This is a genomic window from Streptomyces sp. NPDC037401, from assembly GCF_055602345.1.
Genome location: NZ_JBVJWO010000015.1, coordinates 196,501 through 214,322, shown reverse-complemented (window position 1 = coordinate 214,322; position 17,822 = coordinate 196,501). Strand labels below are relative to the sequence as shown.

Below are 17,822 nucleotides of genomic sequence, written 5' to 3'. Positions count from 1 at the left end.
GGCGCTTCCTTCGTTCTTGCGTTTCCGACTCTATCAGATCTTTCCGACCCGATTTCCTCGGCGCTTTCCAGGTTCTCGCTTTCGCGTTTCCCTTTCCGGCGGTTCCAACCTTACCAGATCCTATTCCGTGTCGTTTCCGACTTGGAATTCGAATTCCAGTGGCCGTTGGCGGCCTTGCCTTTCGGCGTTTTCACTACGCTAGCGGATTTCCCTTGCCGCTCATAATCGAGCCGCTGGCTCCGAATTCGGGCACGCCGAATTCATCCCCGCCAGGGTGAATCGTAGGTAGTGGTTTTGCCGTTCCAGGGTCTGCCGACAGCAGCGCCCCGTTCAAGCGGCTCGGGCTACGTTAGGCGTCCGTCAGGACCGAGTCAAGTTGAACGGCGGCGCGGCGCGTGGGGGCGGTAGGGGCTGACCGTGGGCTCGTCCGGCAGCCAGAAACGCCAGGGGTGGTGGGCACCGTCGCCGCCCACTCCCGTCCTGGGGCCGCTGCGGACCAGGTCGGCGGGGACGGCCGTACCCGCCAGCAAGGAGAGGGGGGAGTCGGGGCCTGCGCACAGGTCCGTGCCGTCGAGCGTGCGGTCGATGTCGAGCGCGCTGGCCAGCCGGGCCGGCCCTTTGGCCAGTTCTCTGTCGTTCCGGGCCGAAAGCCGACGTTTACGGGCCAGGTCGGCGCCCTCGGTGACCTCCCCCGCGCGGAGCAGCACCCCGCCGGCGGTGCCCTCCGGGCCGCAGACCAGGTTGAGGCTGAACCACATGCCGTAGATGAAGTAGACGTACGCGTGTCCGGGGGGACCGAACATCGACGCGTTGCGCGCCGTGCGGCCGCGGTAGGCGTGGGAGCCCGGGTCGGCGGCGCCCTCGTACGCCTCGACCTCGGTGATGCGCAGTTCGATCGGGCCCTGCGCGGTGCGGCGGACCAGGGTCCGGCCCAGCAGATCCGGGGCCACCGTGAGGACCGGCCGGTCGAAGAAGTCGCGGGGCAGGGGCGTACGGTCGGGGCGCGCGCTCATCCGTCCGAGCGTAGTGGAACCCGCGGGGCGGGAACCGGGCCTTAAGGTTCCGCGTTTGTAGAGGTCATAGCCGATTGAAGGGGAGACAGACGCATGGGGTTCAAGAAGCTCTTCGCGAGCCTGGGCGCCGGCGGCGCTTCGGTGGACACCGTCATCACGGAGCCGAACGTCGTCCCGGGTGGGATCGTCCAGGGCGAGGTCCGGATCCAGGGCGGCTCGGTGGAGCAGCAGATCGAGGGTCTGTCGATCGGGCTGCAGGCCCGGGTCGAGGTCGAGAGCGGTGACCAGGAGGTCAAGCAGGACATCGTCTTCACCAAGCAGCGGCTCGGCGGTGCGTTCCAGGTGCAGGCCGGTGCGGTGCACGTCGTGCCGTTCAGCCTGGAGATCCCGTGGGAGACGCCGGTCACCCACTTCGCCGGTCAGCACCTGCACGGGATGAACATCGGCGTCAGCACGGAGCTGGAGATCGCGCGCGCCGTGGACGCAGGCGACCTGGACCCGATCAACGTGCACCCGCTGCCCGCACAGCAGGCGATCCTGGACGCCTTCGGGCAGCTCGGCTTCCGTTTCCGCAGTGCGGACATGGAGCGCGGCCACATCCGCGGGACCCGGCAGACGCTGCCGTTCTACCAGGAGATCGAGTTCCTGCCGCCGCAGCAGTACCACGGGCTGAACCAGGTCGAGCTTACGTTCGTTGCCGACGGCAACGAGATGGACGTCATCCTGGAGATGGACAAGAAGCCGGGGCTGTTCAGCGAGGGCAGCGACACCTTCCGTGCGTTCAAGGTCGGCCTGCACAGCTACCAGGGCACCAACTGGTCGGCCTATCTGAACGAGTGGATCGCGTCCGTCGGCTCCAAGCGCAACTGGTTCTAGGGGGTATCTCCGTGTCCGGGACCAACAGGCCGCCGCTTCCGCACGACTTCCACCCCGAGGTGCCCGCGTTCACGGTGACGAGCGAGGACCTCGCGCCGGGGGCCGATCTGCAGGCGGCACAGGTGCTCGCGGGCGGGAACCTCTCGCCGCAGCTTCGCTGGGAAGGCTTCCCCGCGGGGACGAAGAGCTTCGCCGTGACCTGCTTCGACCCCGACGCCCCCACGGGCAGCGGGTTCTGGCACTGGGTGCTGTTCGATCTGCCGGTCTCGGTCACCGAGCTTCCGGCGGGTGCAGGCAGCGGGAAGTTCGAGGGGCTGCCGACGGGTGCCGTGCAGGTGCGGAACGACTACGGCACGAAGGACTTCGGCGGTGCGGCTCCCCCGGCCGGGGAGCGGCACCGGTACGTGTTCACCGTCTATGCGGTGGACCAGGAGAAGCTGGGTCCGGATGCGGACGCGTCTCCTGCCGTCGTCGGGTTCCATCTGCGCTTCCACGCACTGGGTCGCGCACAGCTGATCGGTGAGTACGAGGCTCCCGCGGGGGGCTGAGCGCCGAGTCGATCGTTCGCCGGCCGTTTGCCCGGTCCTGGTCTAAAGATGGCCGGGACCGGGCATTTTTATTGCGTTGTCCCGCGTGGCGCGCGCGGCCAGAGTGGTTGCGGGCCCTGCCGCCAGGGTGGTCGCGGGCCTGCACACGGGAGGTGGGCGAGATGCGGGACACGCTGGTGCTGAACGCGAGCTTCGAGCCGCTGTCGACGGTTTCGATGAACCGGGCCGTCGTCCTGGTCCTGCAGGACAAGGCGGTCGTCGAGCAGTCTCATCCCGAACTCCTCGTGCGTGCGGCCGCGGTCGAGTTGCCGGTACCGCGGGTGATCAGACTCTGCAGGTACGTACGGGTGCCCTTCCGAAGACACGCGCCGTGGTCGCGGAGGGGGGTGCTGGCCCGTGACCAGCACCGGTGCGCGTACTGCGGGCGCCGGGCGACCACCGTGGACCACGTCGTGCCCCGGGCGCAGGGGGGCGGGGACACCTGGCTGAATACGGTGGCCTCGTGCGCGGAGGACAACCACCGCAAGGCGGCCCGCACCCCGGAGGAGGCGGGCATGCCGTTGCTGCGGAAGCCGTTCGTGCCGAGCCCTGCGGACGCGATGCTGCTCGCGCTGGGCTCGGGGCGGCGGGACGCGCTGCCCGAGTGGCTCGCTCAGCCCGCGTAGGCCTCCCTGCCCACACTGCTGTACGCCGGCTCCGGGCCGGTGCCGACTGACCGCCGTGCGGCGTATTTTCCGTACGGCGGTCAGCGGATGAGGAGCTGGACGATCGCGAGGACGCCTACCACCACGATGACCGCGCGCAGTGCGGTCGGCGGGAGGCGTCTTCCTGCTTTCGCCCCGATCTGGCCGCCGAGGGTGGAGCCGAGGGCGATGAGGACGACCGCGGACCAGTCGAACTCCGCGACGAAGAGGAAGAAGACGGCTGCGATGCCGTTGACCAGGGCGGCGACGACGTTCTTCACGGCGTTGATGCGCTGGAGGTCGTCGTGGAGGAGCAGGCCCATCAGCCCGAGGTAGAGCACTCCTTGGGCGGCGCCGAAGTAGCCGCCGTACGCACTGGCCAGTGTCATGCCGGTGAGGAGGGCGGGGCCGCCGTCGCGGTGCGGGCCGGGGCCGCCGCTCGCCTCCTGCCGGCGCCGGAGGGTCCGGGCGAGCCTCGGCTGGACGACGACGAGGACGAGGGCGATCCCGATGAGGACCGGCACGATCGTGTCGAAGGACTCGGAGGGCAGGGTGACGAGCAGGATCGCGCCGGCGAGTCCGCCGATGAGGGAGACGAGGCCGAGGCGCAGGACGCGCCGTCCCTGACCGGTCAGTTCCTTGCGGTAGCCGATGGCACCGCTGATCGAACCCGGTACCAGTCCCAGGGTGTTGGACACGTTCGCGGTGACCGGGGAGAGTCCGGTGGCGAGCAGGACCGGGAAGGTGATGAGGGTGCCGGAGCCCACGATGGTGTTGATCGTGCCGGCTCCGACACCGGCGGCGAAGACCGCGAGTGATTCCCAGATGGACAAGGCCATCTCCTTCACATGAGTGAGACGCCTCCCCGCCGTGAAGGTCGGGGGGCCTCACCGATCATGCAGGAGCGGTCCGGGTGTTCAGTCGATCGGGGGCTGCTCGCGGCGCTGCGGGATGACGCCTTCCTGCTGCTGCGGGGCATTGTTGAAGCCGCTCGTGCCGCCGCCCGCGGGGCCGAAGTTGCCGAAGGCTCCGCTGAGGCCCTTGAGGGCGTCGCCGATCTCGCTGGGGACGATCCAGAGCTTGTTGGCGTCGCCTTCGGCGATCTTCGGGAGCATCTGGAGGTACTGGTACGAGAGCAGCTTCTGGTCGGGGTCGCCGGCGTGGATGGACTCGAAGACCGTACGGATGGCCTGGGCTTCGCCCTCGGCGCGCAGCGCGGCGGCCTTGGCGTCACCCTCGGCGCGCAGGATGGAGGACTGCTTCTCGCCCTCGGCGCGCAGGATCTCCGACTGGCGGACGCCTTCGGCCTGGAGGATCGCGGCGCGCTTGTCGCGGTCGGCGCGCATCTGCTTCTCCATCGAGTCCTGGATGGAGGTCGGCGGCTCGATGGCCTTGAGCTCGACGCGGTTGACGCGGATGCCCCACTTGCCGGTGGCCTCGTCGAGGACTCCGCGGAGGGCGGCGTTGATCTCCTCGCGGGAGGTGAGGGTCCGCTCGAGGTCCATGCCGCCGATGATGTTGCGGAGGGTGGTGACGGTGAGCTGCTCGATCGCCTGGATGTAGCTGGCGACTTCGTACGTCGCGGCGCGGGCGTCGGTCACCTGGTAGTAGATGACCGTGTCGATGTTGACGACCAGGTTGTCCTGGGTGATGACCGGCTGCGGCGGGAAGGGGACGACCTGTTCGCGGAGATCGATCCGGTTGCGGATCGAGTCGATGAACGGCACGACGATGTTGAGGCCCGCGTTGAGGGTGCGGGTGTAGCGGCCGAAGCGCTCGACGATGGCGGCGCTGGCCTGCGGGATGACCTGGATCGTCTTGACCAGCGCGATGAAGACCAGCACCACCAGAATGATCAGGACGATGATGATCGGTTGCATGCGGTTCCCCGTACCCCTTCTAGCTGCCTGTCCTGCCCTGTTGAGAGAGCAGGGCCCCCTGCGGAGTCTCGCAGACGCGACTGTCCGGGGGGCTGGATTCGGTCACATGACCTCACATGACGACCGCGGTCGCCCCGTCGATCTCGACGACGTCGACCTGTTGGCCGGGTTCGAAACTGGTGTCCGCATCGAGGGCGCGGGCGGACCAGATCTCCCCGGCGAGTTTGATCCGGCCGCCGGACCCGTCGACGCGTTCCAGTACGACGGCCGTGCGGCCGCGCAACGCATCGACTCCGCTGGCGAATTGGGGGCGCTGGGAGCGGTGCCGGTTGGCGATCGGCCGGACGACGGCGATCAGCGCGACCGACACGACGACGAAGACGAGCACTTGGGCGACCACTCCCCCGCCGAGGGCGGCGGTGATCGCCGCGGCGACCGCTCCCGCGGAGAACATGCCGAATTCGGGCATGGCGGTCAGGACGAGCGGAATGCCCAGTCCGACCGCGCCGATGAGCCACCACACCCACGCGTCGATGTCCACGGGGTCATGGTAGGTCGGGCGGGCGCGGTCCGGACAGGGCGCGGGGGCCGGGACCTGCGCCGGGGCGCGGGGCCGGGGTGTCTGCCGTGCCCGCCGGTCAGCGCAGGGGCAGACCCTGGGCGGTCCAGCGGTCGTTGCCGTTGCGCTCGACGACGAGCGGGAGGCCGAAGCAGAGGGACAGGTTGCGGGAGGTGAGCTCGAGGTCGATCGGTCCGGCGGTGACGACCTTGCCCTGACGGATCATCAGGACGTGGGTGAAGCCGGGGGCGATCTCCTCGACGTGGTGCGTGACCATCGCCATCGAGGGGGCGAGCGGGTCGCGGGCGAGGCGGCCGAGGCGGCGTACGAGGTCCTCGCGGCCGCCGAGGTCGAGGCCGGCGGCGGGCTCGTCGAGGAGCAGCAGCTCGGGGTCGGTCATCAGGGCGCGGGCGATCAGGGTGCGCTTGCGCTCGCCCTCGGAGAGGGTGCCGAACTTCCGGTCGAGGTAGTCGGTCATGCCGAGGCGGTCGAGGAAGGCGCGGGCGCGCTGCTCGTCGACTTCCTCGTACTCCTCCTGCCAGGTGGCCGTCATGCCGTACGCGGCGGTGAGGACGGTCTGCAGGACGGTCTGGCGCTTGGGCAGCTTGTCGGCCATCGCGATGCCGGCCATGCCGATCCGGGGGCGCAGCTCGAACACGTCCACCTTGCCGAGGGTGCTGCCGAGGATGGTGGCGGCGCCCTTGGTGGGGAAGAGGTAGCTGGACGCGACATTGAGGAGGGTGGTCTTCCCGGCGCCGTTCGGGCCGAGGATCACCCAGCGCTCGCCCTCCTTGACCGACCAGGAGACCTGGTCCACCAGAGCCCGGCCCTCGCGGACCACGGATACGTCCACCAGCTCCAGCACATCGCTCATGAGCGCGTTGTCTCCCATTGCAGTCTTGGATGTCACAGTGCGCCTGTGGGCGCAGCCCCAGGGGAAAACCTACGCCACTCGGGGCGGGGGCCGGGGACGAGGTGGGTCCGTAGCCGGATCCGTAGGGTGGGAAGCATGCTGTGGGAACCACGATCAGGGCGGCTGGCCGCCTGGGGTAATGCGTTGCTGGGTGGTCTGGTGTCGCCGGACGAGGCCGTGCTGGCGGTCGTCGGCGAGGATGCGGTGCACCGGGTCGAAGATCTGCCGGGAGAGTCCGGCCCGGTGGGGCTGACGCTGGCGCTGGGCCGGCTGCGGGTGCTGGGGGTGTCGGGGCTGCGGGTGGCGCTGCCCGCGCCGGGGCATCCGCTGGGGCTGAGCGGCCCGCCGGAGTTCAATGCGCGGGCGCTGGAGGCGGAGGAGGCCGTGGTGTGCGCGGGGGCGGCGCTGGGGCTCGTACCGGAGGTGTCGGAGGCCGGGCCGGCCGGTGACGTGCACGTGGAGGTGGTCTGGCGCTGCCTTCCGGTGCGGGAGGCGCCGCCGGCGGACGTGCCGTCGCTGGGTGAGGCGGAGCGGGAGCTCGCCGAGGGGCTGCGGGAGGCGACCGAGGTGCTGACCCGGCTGGACGTGGCGGCCTCGGGCCCGGTGGCGGAGGCGGCGCTGGATGCCTACCGGGCGCGGGCCGACCGGGGGCGGGAGGTGCTGGCGCCGGGATACCCGCCGCGTGCGGTCCGGGTGCTGGAGCTGGCGCAGCGGGTCGCGCTGCTGGTGGACATGGCGCACGGGAGCGGCCACGGGGGTGCGGTGTCGGCCGCGGAGATGTCGGCGCGGGCGCTGGCCCTGCGTCCGGTGGAGCGGGTCGCGCGGCGGGCGCAGGTCGCGGCGTACAACGCGTACGTGGAGGAGCAGGAGCGGCGCCGGGGCTGAGGCGGGTGCACGTGCTGCGGCCCCGCTTCCGGGGAGAGGGGGAAGCGGGGCCGCAGGGGGCGGGGCGGGTCAGTGGTTGAGACCCGAGTTGCCGAAGGCCGGGTTGAGCAGGCCGATCACGTTGACGGTGTTGCCGACCACGTTGACCGGGACGTGGACCGGGGCCTGGACCAGGTTCCCGGAGCCGACGCCGGGCGAGTTCAGGGCCTCGCCGTGGGCGTGCGCACCGCCGTGCGCGGCCGAGACACCGGCGCCGGCGGCGACGAGACCGCCCGCGATCATGGTGACGGCAGCGGCCTTCTTGAAGTTCTTCACGTTCAGGTCCTCCGTTGTGTTCGCTGCGGCCAGCCGCCGCAGCACGCCATGGAGAACGGCCGCCGGGCGGCCAGGATGCGCCATGTGGGCTACATACACCCGACGGTATGAATCTCATCCCGGACCGTTGCCCGGCCGGTCCTGACCGCTACCCGGCGAGTCCGTGGCGTACGGCGTACAGCGCGGCCTGGGTGCGGTCCGCGAGGTCGAGCTTCATGAGGATGTTGGAGACGTGCGTCTTGACCGTCTTCTCGGACAGGACGAGGGCGCGGGCGATCTCGCGGTTGGAGCGGCCGTCGGCGATCAGGCCGAGGACTTCGCGTTCGCGTTCGGTGAGGCTGCCGCCGCGGCTGGTGGAGGCCGGCCGGTCGTCCTGGGAGAGCAGGGACTCGGCGACCTCGGGCTGGAGGAGGACGTGTCCGGCGTGGACGGAGCGGATGGCGCCGGCGAGGGCGTCGGGGTCGATGTCCTTGTAGACGTATCCGGCGGCGCCGGCGCGCAGGGCCGGAACGACGGTGCGCTGTTCCGTGAAGCTGGTGACGATCAGGACGCGGGCGGGGTTGGCGAGCTCGCGGAGCCGGCGCAGGGCTTCGATGCCGTCGGTGCCGGGCATTTTGATGTCCATCAGGACCACGTCGGGACGCAGCTCCTCGGCGGCGGTGATGCCCGCCTCGCCGTCCGCGGCCTCGCCGACCACTTCGATGTCGTCCTGTACTTCCAGGAACGTGCGCAGGCCGCGGCGGACGACCTGGTGGTCGTCGACGAGCAGGACGCTGATCTTGCGGTGGGGCGTCTCAGCCACCGGGGACCTCCATCTCGATCGTGGTGCCCGCGCCGGGCTCCGAGTGCACGGTGAGACTGCCGCCGGCGCCGCTCGCCCGGTCGCGCATGGAGACGAGGCCGAGGTGGCGGCCGGCGCGGCGCACGGCCCGGGGATCGAAGCCGCGGCCGTCGTCGGTGATGCGCAGGAGAGCTCCTGGGCCGCGCCGGGCGAGGGTCACCTCGACGGATCCGGCGCCGGAGTGGCGCAGGGCGTTGTGCAGTGCCTCCTGGGAGACGCGGAGCAGGGCCTCCTCCTGGGCGGCGGGGAGTGCGCGTACACCGTCACATGTGAACGTGATCCGTGCGGTGTGCGCGCGGTCGAGTACGTGGATCTGGGTGCGGAGGGTGGCGACGAGGCCGTCCTCGTCGAGGGCGGCGGGCCGGAGCTCGACGACGGCGGCGCGCAGCTCGTCGGCGGCCTCGGCGGCGAGTGCGGCGACCTGCTGGAGCTCGTCCTTGGCCCGGGCCGGGTCGCGGTCGACGAGGGCGGCGGCGGCCTGGGCGGTCAGGCGCAGCGAGAAGAGTTTCTGGCTGACGGCGTCGTGCAGCTCGTGGGCGAGGCGGGAGCGCTCCTCGGCGATGGTGAGCTCGCGGCTTCGCTCGTAGAGGCGGGCGTTGGTGAGGGCGATGGCGGCGTGCTGGGCGAGGATGCCGAGCAGCTCCTCGTCCTCTTCGGTGAAGCCGCAGCCGCTGCCGGGGCGCGGGCAGCGCTTGTTCGCGAGGAAGAGGGCGCCGAGGGTGTCGTCGCCGTCGCGGATCGGCAGGCCGAGGAAGTCGGACATCTCGGGGTGGGCGGCGGGCCAGCCCTCGAACCGGGTGTCCTTCCGTACGTCGGCCAGCCGCTCGGGGCCGGCCTGGTGGAGCATCGCGGCGAGGATGCCGTGCTGGCGGGGCAGCGGGCCGATCCGGCGCCACTGCTCTTCGCTGACGCCGTCGACGACGAACTGGGCGAAGCCGCCGTGGTCGTCGGGCACCCCGAGGGCGGCGTACTCGGCGTCGAGCAGTTCCCGGGCCGAGGCGACGATCGTCTTGAGGACGTCCCGGACTTCCAGGTGGCGGCTCATCGCCAGCAGCGCGGTGCTCACCGCGGCCAGCCCGCTGCGGGGTCTGTGGCTCATGGAGATCACCGTACCCGCGGGGTCCGGGGGCCGGATCGGGCCCGCGGACCAGGGCGGGGGGCCGACGGTCCTAGGGCGTGGGGCGGGGGGTGCCGGGGCGGTCGTGGCGCTGTCGGGCCCTCGCGCGACGCGGTAGGCGGGCGAGGCTGCCGCGTGTCTCTATCTCCGGAACGAATTCCGGGCAGTTCATCTGCTACCTAAGGACGAGGGTATTGACCCTCTGCGTTGCTGACGCAACGCACGGTGAGACCGTTACGTGCCCGATGTGAGCCCGCACATAGGACGCACATCACTTACGAAGGAGCTTAGTGGAGACATAAAGACGCGATCAGAGCCGCTCTGGGCAGTGCCGGGCGTGGAAATACGGGGTTCGCGACTTCCGCTGATCCACTAAGCCGGATCGTACGTCACACCTTTGCCACAGGATTTTGCCGCCGCTAAGAATGGCTGCCGTCGCACAGCGCCGCTGATCTCGGATCTCGCGGCGCTTTCCTGCGGCCCCCGCTCTTCGAAAAGGTTGCTTGCCCATGTCTGCGTCCAGCACTCCCGGTCATAGCCGTCTGACCAAGGCCCACAAGATCTCGATCGCCGGTGTCGCCTCCCTCGGCGCCGCTGCCCTCGTCTTCTCCCTGGTCCCGGCCGAGGCCGCCCAGGCCGAGACGGTCACCGCCGCCCCGGTCAGCTGGACGCAGAGCTTCGACGCCACGCACGCCAAGACGCTGCAGACCAGCCTCGCGCAGCAGCACCTCGTGGTCGAGAAGGCCGCGAAGGACGCCGCCACGGCCAAGGCCGTCGCCGCTGCGAAGGCCAAGGCCGCCGCGAAGGCGAAGGCGGACGCGAAGGCGAAGGCCGAGGCCGCCGCCAAGGCGAAGGCGAAGAAGGAGCGCGACGCCAAGGCCGCCGCGAGCCGTTCCGCCGCCCGCACCCCCGTGTTCGCGAACAACCTGGACGGCTGGATCAAGGAAGCCCTCTTCATCATGAAGAAGGAGGGCATTCCGGGCACCTACGCCGGAATCCACCGCAACATCATGCGCGAGTCCAGCGGCAACCCGATGGCGATCAACAACTGGGACATCAACGCCCAGAACGGCATCCCCAGCAAGGGTCTGCTCCAGGTCATCCTTCCGACCTTCAAGGCGTACCACGTCAAGGGCACCAAGTTCGACCAGTACGACCCGGTCGCCAACATCGTCGCCGCGTGCAACTACGCCGCCGACCGCTACGGCTCGATGGACAACGTGAACAGCGCGTACTGACGGTCGCGCCACCAGCCCCCCATGCGCCGCAGGGCGGCACCCGGAGTGATCCGGGTGCCGCCCTGCGGCGTATCCGCGTGCACGGTGACATGTGACCGTGCACGCTGCGATGTGCGCGCTTACTTGCGCATGACCTCCGGCTCGTGGCGGCGCAGCAGGCGCGCGACCGCGAACCCGCAGGCGACGCCGATGAGCAGCAGCACCGTGATGTTGAAGCCCCACTGGCCGGCGGTGGCTTCCCACAGCGGGTCGGTGTTGCCGGGGTTGTCGCGGTCCCACGGCGGCATGAGCACGCCGAGGTTCAGCGTGGTGCCCGCGGCGGCGACGGCCCAGCGCGACGGCATCAGCCAGGCGAACTGCTCCAGGCCCACGGAGTCGTAGACCTGGAAGAGGATGCCGGTGAACACGACCTGGACGATCGCGAACATGACGAGCAGCGGCATGGTCTTCTCGGCGGTCTTGACCAGCGAGGAGATCACGAGGCCGAACATCATCGACGTGAAGCCGAGCGCGATGACCGACACGCACAGCTCGGCGGCCGGCGGCATGATCAGGCCCTCGAGGGGCAGGTCGCGCGGCGCGAAGCCGATGCCGCAGATGATCACGCCCTGGATGGCCGTGATGACACCGAGCACGATCACCTTCGACATGAGGTACGCCGACCGGGACAGGCCGGTGGCGCGCTCGCGCTCGTAGATGACCCGTTCCTTGATCAGCTCGCGGACGGAGTTCGCGGCGCCGGAGAAGCACATGCCGACCGCGAGGATCAGCATGATCGTGCCCGCGTCGCCGTTGAACTGCGACGGCGGCTTCGGCGGCGCGAGGCCGAAGGTCGCGGGGATGACCGTGGAGACCACGCCCAGCACCGCCGGCAGGATCAGCATCAGACCCATGAAGCCCTTGTCGGACGCGATCACCGACACGTAGCGGCGGATCAGCGTGAAGAGCTGCGAGCCCCAGCCCTGCGGCTTGGGCGGCTGCATCTGCGCGGTCGGCATGGTCACCGACTGCGGGGCGACGGCGTCGATGTCGGCGGCGTACAGCTGGTAGTGCTGCGAGCCCTTCCAGCGGCCGGCCCAGTCGTAGTCGCGGTAGTTCTCGAAGGCCGAGAAGACGTCCGCCCAGGTCGTGTACCCGAAGAAGTTCAGCGCCTCGTCCGGCGGACCGAAGTACGCGACCGAGCCGCCCGGGGCCATGACCAGCAGCTTGTCGCAGATGGCCAGCTCGGCGACCGAGTGCGTGACGACGAGGACCGTACGGCCGTCGTCGGCGAGGGCACGCAGCAGCTGCATGACGTCGCGGTCCATGCCCGGGTCGAGGCCCGAGGTCGGCTCGTCCAGGAAGATCAGCGACGGCTTGGTCAGCAGCTCCAGGGCCACGGACACGCGCTTGCGCTGGCCGCCCGAGAGCGAGGTGATCTTCTTGTCCTTGTGGATGTCGAGCTTGAGCTCGCGCAGCACCTCGTCGATGCGGGCGGCGCGCTCGGACTCCGCGGTGTCGCCCGGGAAGCGGAGCTTGGCCGCGTACTTGAGGGCGGTGCGGACCGTCAGCTCCTTGTGCAGGATGTCGTCCTGCGGGACCAGGCCGATGCGCTGGCGGAGCTCCGCGAACTGCTTGTACAGGTTGCGGTTGTCGTAGAGCACGTCGCCCTGGTTTGCCGGGCGGTAGCCGGTCAGCGCCTTGAGGAGCGTGGACTTGCCGGAACCGGACGGGCCGATGACCGCGACGAGCGACTTCTCCGGGACGCCGAAGGAGACGTCCTTGAGGATCTGCTTCCCGCCGTCGACCGTGACGGTCAGGTGGCGCGCGGAGAACGAGACCTCACCGGTGTCGACGAACTCCTCGAGCCGGTCCCCGACGATGCGGAAGGTCGAGTGGCCGACGCCGACGATGTCGTTCGGGCCGAGCAGCGCGGTGCCGGACTTGGGCAGCGGCTGGCCGTTGACGTAGGTGCCGTTGTGGCTGCCGAGGTCGTGGATCTCGAAGCGGCCGCCCGTGGAGCGGAACTCCGCGTGGTGCCGCGAGACCTGGAGGTCCGAGACGACGAGCTCGTTCTCCAGGGCGCGGCCGATGCGCATGACGCGCCCGAGCGAGAGCTGGTGGAACGTCGTCGGGCTGCGGTCGCCGTAGACGGGTGCGCCCGCGGCGGCACGCGAGGCGCCCTGCTGCTGCGGGATCTGACCCTGCGGCGGCTGCTGGCCGGAGCCCTGCGGCTGCTGGTACGGCTGGGCCTGCGGCTGCTGCTGGTACGGGGCCTGCTGCGCCTGCTGTGCCTGCTGCTGGTACGGGGCCTGCTGCCCGGCCGCGTGGCCGTGCTGACCCGCCTGCCCGCCTGCGGCGGCCGGAGCGCCCGCCACGGCGGCCGCCCCCGAACCGGCCGCGGAGGCCGAGAGGTTCAGCCGCGGCCCGTCGGTGCCGTTGCCGAGGTGGACCACGCTGCCCGCGGCGAGATCCAGCCGCTGGACGCGCCTGCCCTGCGCATAGGTGCCGTTGGTGCTGCCGTGGTCCTCGATGGCCCAGCCGCCGCCGGTCCAGCTGATGGTGGCGTGCCGCCACGAGACCCGCGCGTCGTCGATCACCACGTCACCCTGCGGATCGCGCCCCAGGGTGTACGACCTGGACGGATCGAGGGCCCAGGTCCTTCCGTTCAATTCCAGTACGAGTTCCGGCACTCCATGCCCCACTTGTTGTCCCCCGATGCCCCCTGACAGCAGGGAGTCTAGGGATGGCGAACTTCGGGGGGAACTATTTCAGGCCCGCGGCCGGAAGTGGAATCCGGGCTCTGAGCAGCGCTTCGGACAGGGCCCGTTGACGACTCCGCAAAGCCCCCGGAGAGTGGTAAGAGCCCATCAGTGCGTACGGATCATGCGCGAATGGGAGATCAGGGATGACTCGGTAGGAATCGGGGGGTCCGCGCATGGTTCCGGGTACGCACGAAGTGGGCGGGGCGGGAGGCGCGTTCGGTTCCCCGGGGCCCACGGGCGCTTCCGCGGTCCGCTGGGGGCAGGTCCTGTTCGGCGCGGTGGCGGCGGTGGGGTGGGCGCTGATCGCGATGGCTGCGGTGGCGGCGCTCGGGCTGCACCTGCTGGGGGCGGACGCGGCCGGGTCGCTCGGGCCGATGACGGCTGCCGTGGTGGTGCTCGCGGTGGGGGGCTCGGTCACGCCGTCGGGGGACGTCTCGGTGTTCGGGCTGGAGGGCGCGCAGGCGACGACGGCGCTCGATGTCACGCCGCTCGGTGTGAGTCTGACGGGTGCCCTGGTCCTCGGCCACGTGTTCCTGCGGTCGCTGCGCGCGGCGGGGGTCGTCGGCCGCGCCCGTCAGATCGCGGCGCGGGCGGGGGCGGTGGCCGTGGTGTTCACGGCGACGGCCGCCGGGCTCGCGTGGGCAGGGCACGACGTGATCACCCTCGACGGCGAGCGGCTGGGGCTCGGGCAGGGGCTGGACGGGAGGCTTCCGGGGGGCAGTGAGGACGGCGGGACCGGTGGGATCGAGATCCCGGGGCTGGGGGACGTGGGCGACATCGGGGGGATCGGCGGGCTGCTGCCGGACCGGGTGGGGGACCTGATCGACGCCAAGGCGCAGGTGGGCTTCAGCGTGGACATGGGTGCGACGCTGCCGGGGGCCGCGCTGTGGGTGCTGGCCGTGCTGCTGATCGCGCTGCTGGCGTCTCGGCGTACGGCGCTGCCGCGGGGCTGCGAGGCGGTGGACCGGTGGGTCCGGCCGGCGGTGTCGGCGCTGACGGTGGTGCTGCTGGTGACGGTCGTGGCCGGGCTGGCCGCCGCCGGGTACGCGGCGGCGGGTGACGAACGTCCGGAGCGGATCGCGGGCGCGGCGCTGCTGGGGGCCCCGAACGGCACGTGGACGGCGGTGCCGCTCGGGATGTTCGTGCCGTTCGACGGGCGGGCCACGGGGGAACTGGCCGGTGTGCTGCCCGATCCGATCGGCGAACTGCTCTCGGTGTCGGCACGGGAGCCGGTCACCGTCGCGCGGCTGGCGGAGCTGGACGGGCGGGTCTGGCTGCTGGTGGCCGCGGTCACCACGATGCTGCTGTCCGCGGGGGTGCTGGCGGCCGTACGGACCCCGGGGCCGGGGCCGGGGCGCGCGGTGGGCCGGTGCGCGGTGCAGCTGGGGGCGGTGACGGGGTTCGCGATGCCGGTGCTGGTGTGGCTGACCGGGGTCTCGGCCGACGCGTCGCTGGCGGTGCTGGGGGTGGACGCGGCCGGGGCGGGGGTGGAACTGCGGGGGCGTGCGGGGGTCGCTGCGCTGCTCGGCGTGGTGTGGGGGGCCGGGGCGGGGGCGGTGGGGGCGGTGTTGGTGCGGGTGCGGGTGGCGGGGCCGGGGCCGGTGGGGGTGCCGGTGGGGGGTGGGGGTGGCGTGGCGGGGCCGCCGGGGTTCGGGCCGGGGCCCGGATTCGGTCCCGGCCCCGCCCCCGGGCCCGACCGGGGTCCCGGGCCGGTGGCGGGGCCGTACGTGCCGTCTCCGGTGCGGGGGACGCGGCCCGGGGAGGTCAACCCGTACCGGGGGGCGGGGGCCGGCGGGGGTGGAGCGGCGGGTGGGGATCCGGACGCGACGATCGCGGGGGTGCCGCCGGTGGTGCCGAGGCGCTCCGCGCGGGGTGGGCGGACGCCGTTCACTCCGCCGCCTCCGCCGCCGCCCCCGCCGGTGCCGCCGGGGGCGCGGTGAGGGGTTCCCCCACCCCGCCCCTTCCCGAAACCGCGTGGCGACGCGGACGCGCTCGCAGGGGCTTCGCCCCCGCACCCCCACCCCGGGGCTCCGCCCCGGACCCCGCGCCTCAAACGCCGGCGGGGCTGAAAGTGCCCCCGGCGGGGGGCGTCGACGAGGCTGAAAGGACCCCTGGTGGGCAGCCGAGGCACCGACCGCCAGGGGAATGTGCCCTGGGGGCACCGGGCTATCGGCGGGGCTGGAAGTGTGCACGGAAGTGGGTGGGCGTCCGGTGGGCGGGACGGGGCGCGCCGGGGGGCGGGGCAGAGGATACGGTGAGGTCACCATGAGCGCTTCGCAGACCTCCGACGTCCCCACCCTCCTCGTCAAGATCTTCGGCAAGGACCGTCCCGGGATCACCGCCGGGCTGTTCGACACTCTCGCCGCCTACTCCGTCGACGTCGTCGACATCGAGCAGGTCGTCACCCGCGGCCGCATCGTCCTGTGCGCCCTGGTGACCCGCCCGGACCTGCCGGGCGGGGAGGGTGAGCTGAGGGCCACCGTGCACAGCTGGGCCGAGTCGCTCAAGCTGCAGGCAGAGATCATCTCCGGTACCGGTGACAACCGCCCCCGCGGCAGTGGGCGGTCACATGTCACCGTGCTCGGTCATCCGCTCACCGCCGAGTCCACCGCCGCCATCGCGGCCCGCATCACGGACACCGGCGGCAACATCGACCGTATCTTCCGGCTCGCCAAGTACCCGGTCACGGCAGTGGAGTTCGCCGTGTCCGGTACCGAGACCGAGCCGCTCAGGACCGCGCTGGCCACCCAGGCCGCGCACATCGGCGTGGACGTCGCGGTCGTGTCCGCGGGTCTGCACCGGCGGGCCCAGCGGCTCGTCGTCATGGACGTCGACTCGACGCTGATCCAGGACGAGGTCATCGAGCTGTTCGCGGCGCACGCCGGCTGCGAGGACAAGGTCGCCGAGGTCACGGCCCAGGCGATGAAGGGGGAGCTCGACTTCGAGCAGTCCCTGCACGCGCGGGTCGCGCTGCTGGCCGGTCTGGACGCGTCCGTGGTGGACAAGGTGCGCGCCGAGGTGCGGCTCACCCCCGGCGCCCGGACCCTGATCCGTACCCTCAAGCGGCTCGGCTACCAGGTGGGCGTGGTCTCCGGCGGTTTCACGCAGGTGACCGACGATCTGAAGGAGCGCCTCGGGCTGGACTTCGCCTCCGCCAACACCCTGGAGATCGTCGACGGCAAGCTCACCGGCCGGGTGACGGGCGAGATAGTGGACCGGGCGGGCAAGGCCCGGCTGCTGCGCCGGTTCGCGGCGGAGGCCGGCGTGCCGCTGGCGCAGACCGTCGCGATCGGTGACGGCGCAAATGACCTGGACATGCTGAACACGGCCGGGCTCGGTGTCGCCTTCAACGCCAAGCCGGTGGTGCGCGAGGCCGCGCACACCGCGGTCAACGTGCCCTTCCTCGACGCCGTGTTGTACCTGCTCGGCATCACGCGCGAAGAGGTCGAGGCCGCCAACCTCCACTGACAGCCGCCGCTGCAGCCTCGACCGCCGGCCTCCACTGACCGGAGGGCCCCCGCCGCACGGAGCGGCGGGGGCCCTCCGGCTGTCGAGTCAGTGCTTCGGGGTCCAGAAGTCCAGCAGGGTCCCGACGCCGTGTTCGACGGACTTCCACGAGCCGGTGAACCCGACGACGGCGAAGGCCGAGGTCGGGAAGCCGCTGCGGGCCATCCGTACCAGGGTGTCGTCCTTCGCGCTGCCCGAAAGGGCGTCGGCGAGCGCCTGCATGCCCGGGTTGTGGCCGATGACGAGCAGGTCGCCGACGTCGTCCGGGGTTTCGTTGAGCAGGGCGATGAGCTCGCCGAGCGATGCCTCGTAGAGCCGCTCCTCGTACACCGTCTTCGGGCGGTGCGGGAGTTCCTGGACGGCGATCTTCCAGGTCTCGCGGGTCCGGGCGGCGGTCGAGCAGAGGGCCAGGTCTACGGTGATGCCGGTTTCGGCCAGCTTCAGTCCGACGGCCACCGCGTCCTGGCGGCCGCGGTCGGCCAGCGGCCGCTCGTGGTCGGACACCTGTGGCCAGTCGGCTTTCGCGTGCCGGAGGAGGACGATCCTGCGGGGTGTATCGGCGCTCATGGTCCCCAGCTTCGCATGAAACGAGCCACGGGGCGCAGGGTGTTGACAGGCTCGCCCGTGCGGGGCGGGCGCGCTCCGGCGCCGGTGCGTGCGCGGTGTGCAGCGGGTGTGCGCGGTGCTCCGGGCGCGGGTGTGA

At 71.3% G+C, this 17,822-nt stretch carries 17 protein-coding genes; 7 read left to right on the top strand and 10 right to left on the bottom strand.

Annotated elements, in window-relative coordinates; all coding sequences use genetic code 11:
* Positions 1 to 371: 371 nt before the first annotated feature.
* Positions 372 to 1,013: a DNA-3-methyladenine glycosylase gene (locus ACZ7H1_RS18695; RefSeq protein ID WP_470787935.1), complete on the bottom strand. Its 642-nt coding sequence runs from the start codon at positions 1,011 to 1,013 to the stop codon at positions 372 to 374.
* A 93-nt stretch (positions 1,014 to 1,106) separates the two neighbouring features.
* On the opposite strand from ACZ7H1_RS18695, the gene ACZ7H1_RS18690 reads away from it, so the two are divergent.
* From ACZ7H1_RS18690 to ACZ7H1_RS18680, 3 genes are all read left to right on the top strand, one after another.
* Positions 1,107 to 1,889 (top strand): sporulation protein, encoded by a 783-nt coding sequence (locus ACZ7H1_RS18690; protein WP_470787934.1) that lies wholly within the window; start codon positions 1,107 to 1,109, stop codon positions 1,887 to 1,889.
* 11 nt (positions 1,890 to 1,900) lie between these two features.
* Entirely contained in the window at positions 1,901 to 2,437 is a 537-nt protein-coding gene (locus ACZ7H1_RS18685; RefSeq protein WP_470787932.1) for a YbhB/YbcL family Raf kinase inhibitor-like protein, read from the top strand.
* 161 nt (positions 2,438 to 2,598) lie between these two features.
* Positions 2,599 to 3,102, top strand: coding sequence for an HNH endonuclease (locus ACZ7H1_RS18680; RefSeq protein ID WP_470787931.1), 504 nt, complete (start codon positions 2,599 to 2,601; stop codon positions 3,100 to 3,102).
* An 80-nt stretch (positions 3,103 to 3,182) separates the two neighbouring features.
* Here the strand turns inward: ACZ7H1_RS18680 and ACZ7H1_RS18675 are convergent, their stop codons facing one another.
* The 4 genes from ACZ7H1_RS18675 to ACZ7H1_RS18660 all read right to left on the bottom strand — a co-directional run bounded on the left by ACZ7H1_RS18675 (position 3,183) and on the right by ACZ7H1_RS18660 (position 6,433).
* Entirely contained in the window at positions 3,183 to 3,959 is a 777-nt protein-coding gene (locus ACZ7H1_RS18675; RefSeq protein WP_470787929.1) for a sulfite exporter TauE/SafE family protein, read from the bottom strand.
* Between the two features lie 78 nt (positions 3,960 to 4,037).
* Complete coding sequence (locus ACZ7H1_RS18670) at positions 4,038 to 5,000, bottom strand: SPFH domain-containing protein (RefSeq protein WP_470787927.1); 963 nt, start codon at positions 4,998 to 5,000, stop codon at positions 4,038 to 4,040.
* Positions 5,001 to 5,112: 112 nt separating this feature from the next.
* Complete coding sequence (locus ACZ7H1_RS18665) at positions 5,113 to 5,541, bottom strand: NfeD family protein (RefSeq protein ID WP_470787926.1); 429 nt, start codon at positions 5,539 to 5,541, stop codon at positions 5,113 to 5,115.
* Between the two features lie 97 nt (positions 5,542 to 5,638).
* Positions 5,639 to 6,433 (bottom strand): ABC transporter ATP-binding protein, encoded by a 795-nt coding sequence (locus ACZ7H1_RS18660; RefSeq protein WP_470787925.1) that lies wholly within the window; start codon positions 6,431 to 6,433, stop codon positions 5,639 to 5,641.
* Positions 6,434 to 6,568: 135 nt separating this feature from the next.
* Between ACZ7H1_RS18660 and ACZ7H1_RS18655 the strand changes: the two genes are divergently transcribed.
* Positions 6,569 to 7,357 carry a hypothetical protein gene (locus ACZ7H1_RS18655; protein ID WP_470787923.1) on the top strand — a complete coding sequence of 263 codons (789 nt, stop codon included), beginning with the start codon at positions 6,569 to 6,571 and terminating at the stop codon, positions 7,355 to 7,357.
* Between the two features lie 69 nt (positions 7,358 to 7,426).
* On the opposite strand, the gene ACZ7H1_RS18650 is transcribed toward ACZ7H1_RS18655, so the two are convergent.
* From ACZ7H1_RS18650 to ACZ7H1_RS18640, 3 genes are all read right to left on the bottom strand, one after another.
* Positions 7,427 to 7,672: a chaplin gene (locus tag ACZ7H1_RS18650; protein WP_470787955.1), complete on the bottom strand. Its 246-nt coding sequence runs from the start codon at positions 7,670 to 7,672 to the stop codon at positions 7,427 to 7,429.
* Between the two features lie 148 nt (positions 7,673 to 7,820).
* Positions 7,821 to 8,474, bottom strand: a complete 654-nt coding sequence (locus ACZ7H1_RS18645) for a response regulator (protein ID WP_470787922.1) — start codon at positions 8,472 to 8,474, stop codon at positions 7,821 to 7,823.
* A complete protein-coding gene (locus ACZ7H1_RS18640) occupies positions 8,467 to 9,612 on the bottom strand; it encodes a GAF domain-containing sensor histidine kinase (RefSeq protein WP_470787920.1) in 1,146 nt (381 codons plus the stop codon). The genes ACZ7H1_RS18645 and ACZ7H1_RS18640 overlap by 8 nt, the downstream gene beginning before the upstream one ends.
* Before the next feature lie 527 nt (positions 9,613 to 10,139).
* Here ACZ7H1_RS18640 and ACZ7H1_RS18635 point away from each other — a divergent pair.
* On the top strand, positions 10,140 to 10,868 hold the full coding sequence (locus ACZ7H1_RS18635) for a transglycosylase SLT domain-containing protein (RefSeq protein ID WP_470787919.1): 729 nt from the start codon (positions 10,140 to 10,142) through the stop codon (positions 10,866 to 10,868).
* 119 nt (positions 10,869 to 10,987) lie between these two features.
* Here ACZ7H1_RS18635 and ACZ7H1_RS18630 read toward each other — a convergent pair whose 3' ends face one another.
* Positions 10,988 to 13,540 (bottom strand): ABC transporter ATP-binding protein/permease, encoded by a 2,553-nt coding sequence (locus ACZ7H1_RS18630; RefSeq protein WP_470787917.1) that lies wholly within the window; start codon positions 13,538 to 13,540, stop codon positions 10,988 to 10,990.
* Between the two features lie 245 nt (positions 13,541 to 13,785).
* On the opposite strand from ACZ7H1_RS18630, the gene ACZ7H1_RS18625 reads away from it, so the two are divergent.
* Together ACZ7H1_RS18625 and serB are read left to right on the top strand one after the other, a co-directional pair.
* Positions 13,786 to 15,552: a streptophobe family protein gene (locus ACZ7H1_RS18625; RefSeq protein ID WP_470787915.1), complete on the top strand. Its 1,767-nt coding sequence runs from the start codon at positions 13,786 to 13,788 to the stop codon at positions 15,550 to 15,552.
* Positions 15,553 to 15,877: 325 nt separating this feature from the next.
* Positions 15,878 to 17,080: a phosphoserine phosphatase SerB gene (gene serB, locus ACZ7H1_RS18620; protein WP_470787913.1), complete on the top strand. Its 1,203-nt coding sequence runs from the start codon at positions 15,878 to 15,880 to the stop codon at positions 17,078 to 17,080.
* Between the two features lie 87 nt (positions 17,081 to 17,167).
* Here the strand turns inward: serB and ACZ7H1_RS18615 are convergent, their stop codons facing one another.
* Positions 17,168 to 17,686, bottom strand: a complete 519-nt coding sequence (locus tag ACZ7H1_RS18615) for a SixA phosphatase family protein (protein ID WP_470787911.1) — start codon at positions 17,684 to 17,686, stop codon at positions 17,168 to 17,170.
* Between the last annotated feature and the right edge of the window lie 136 nt (positions 17,687 to 17,822).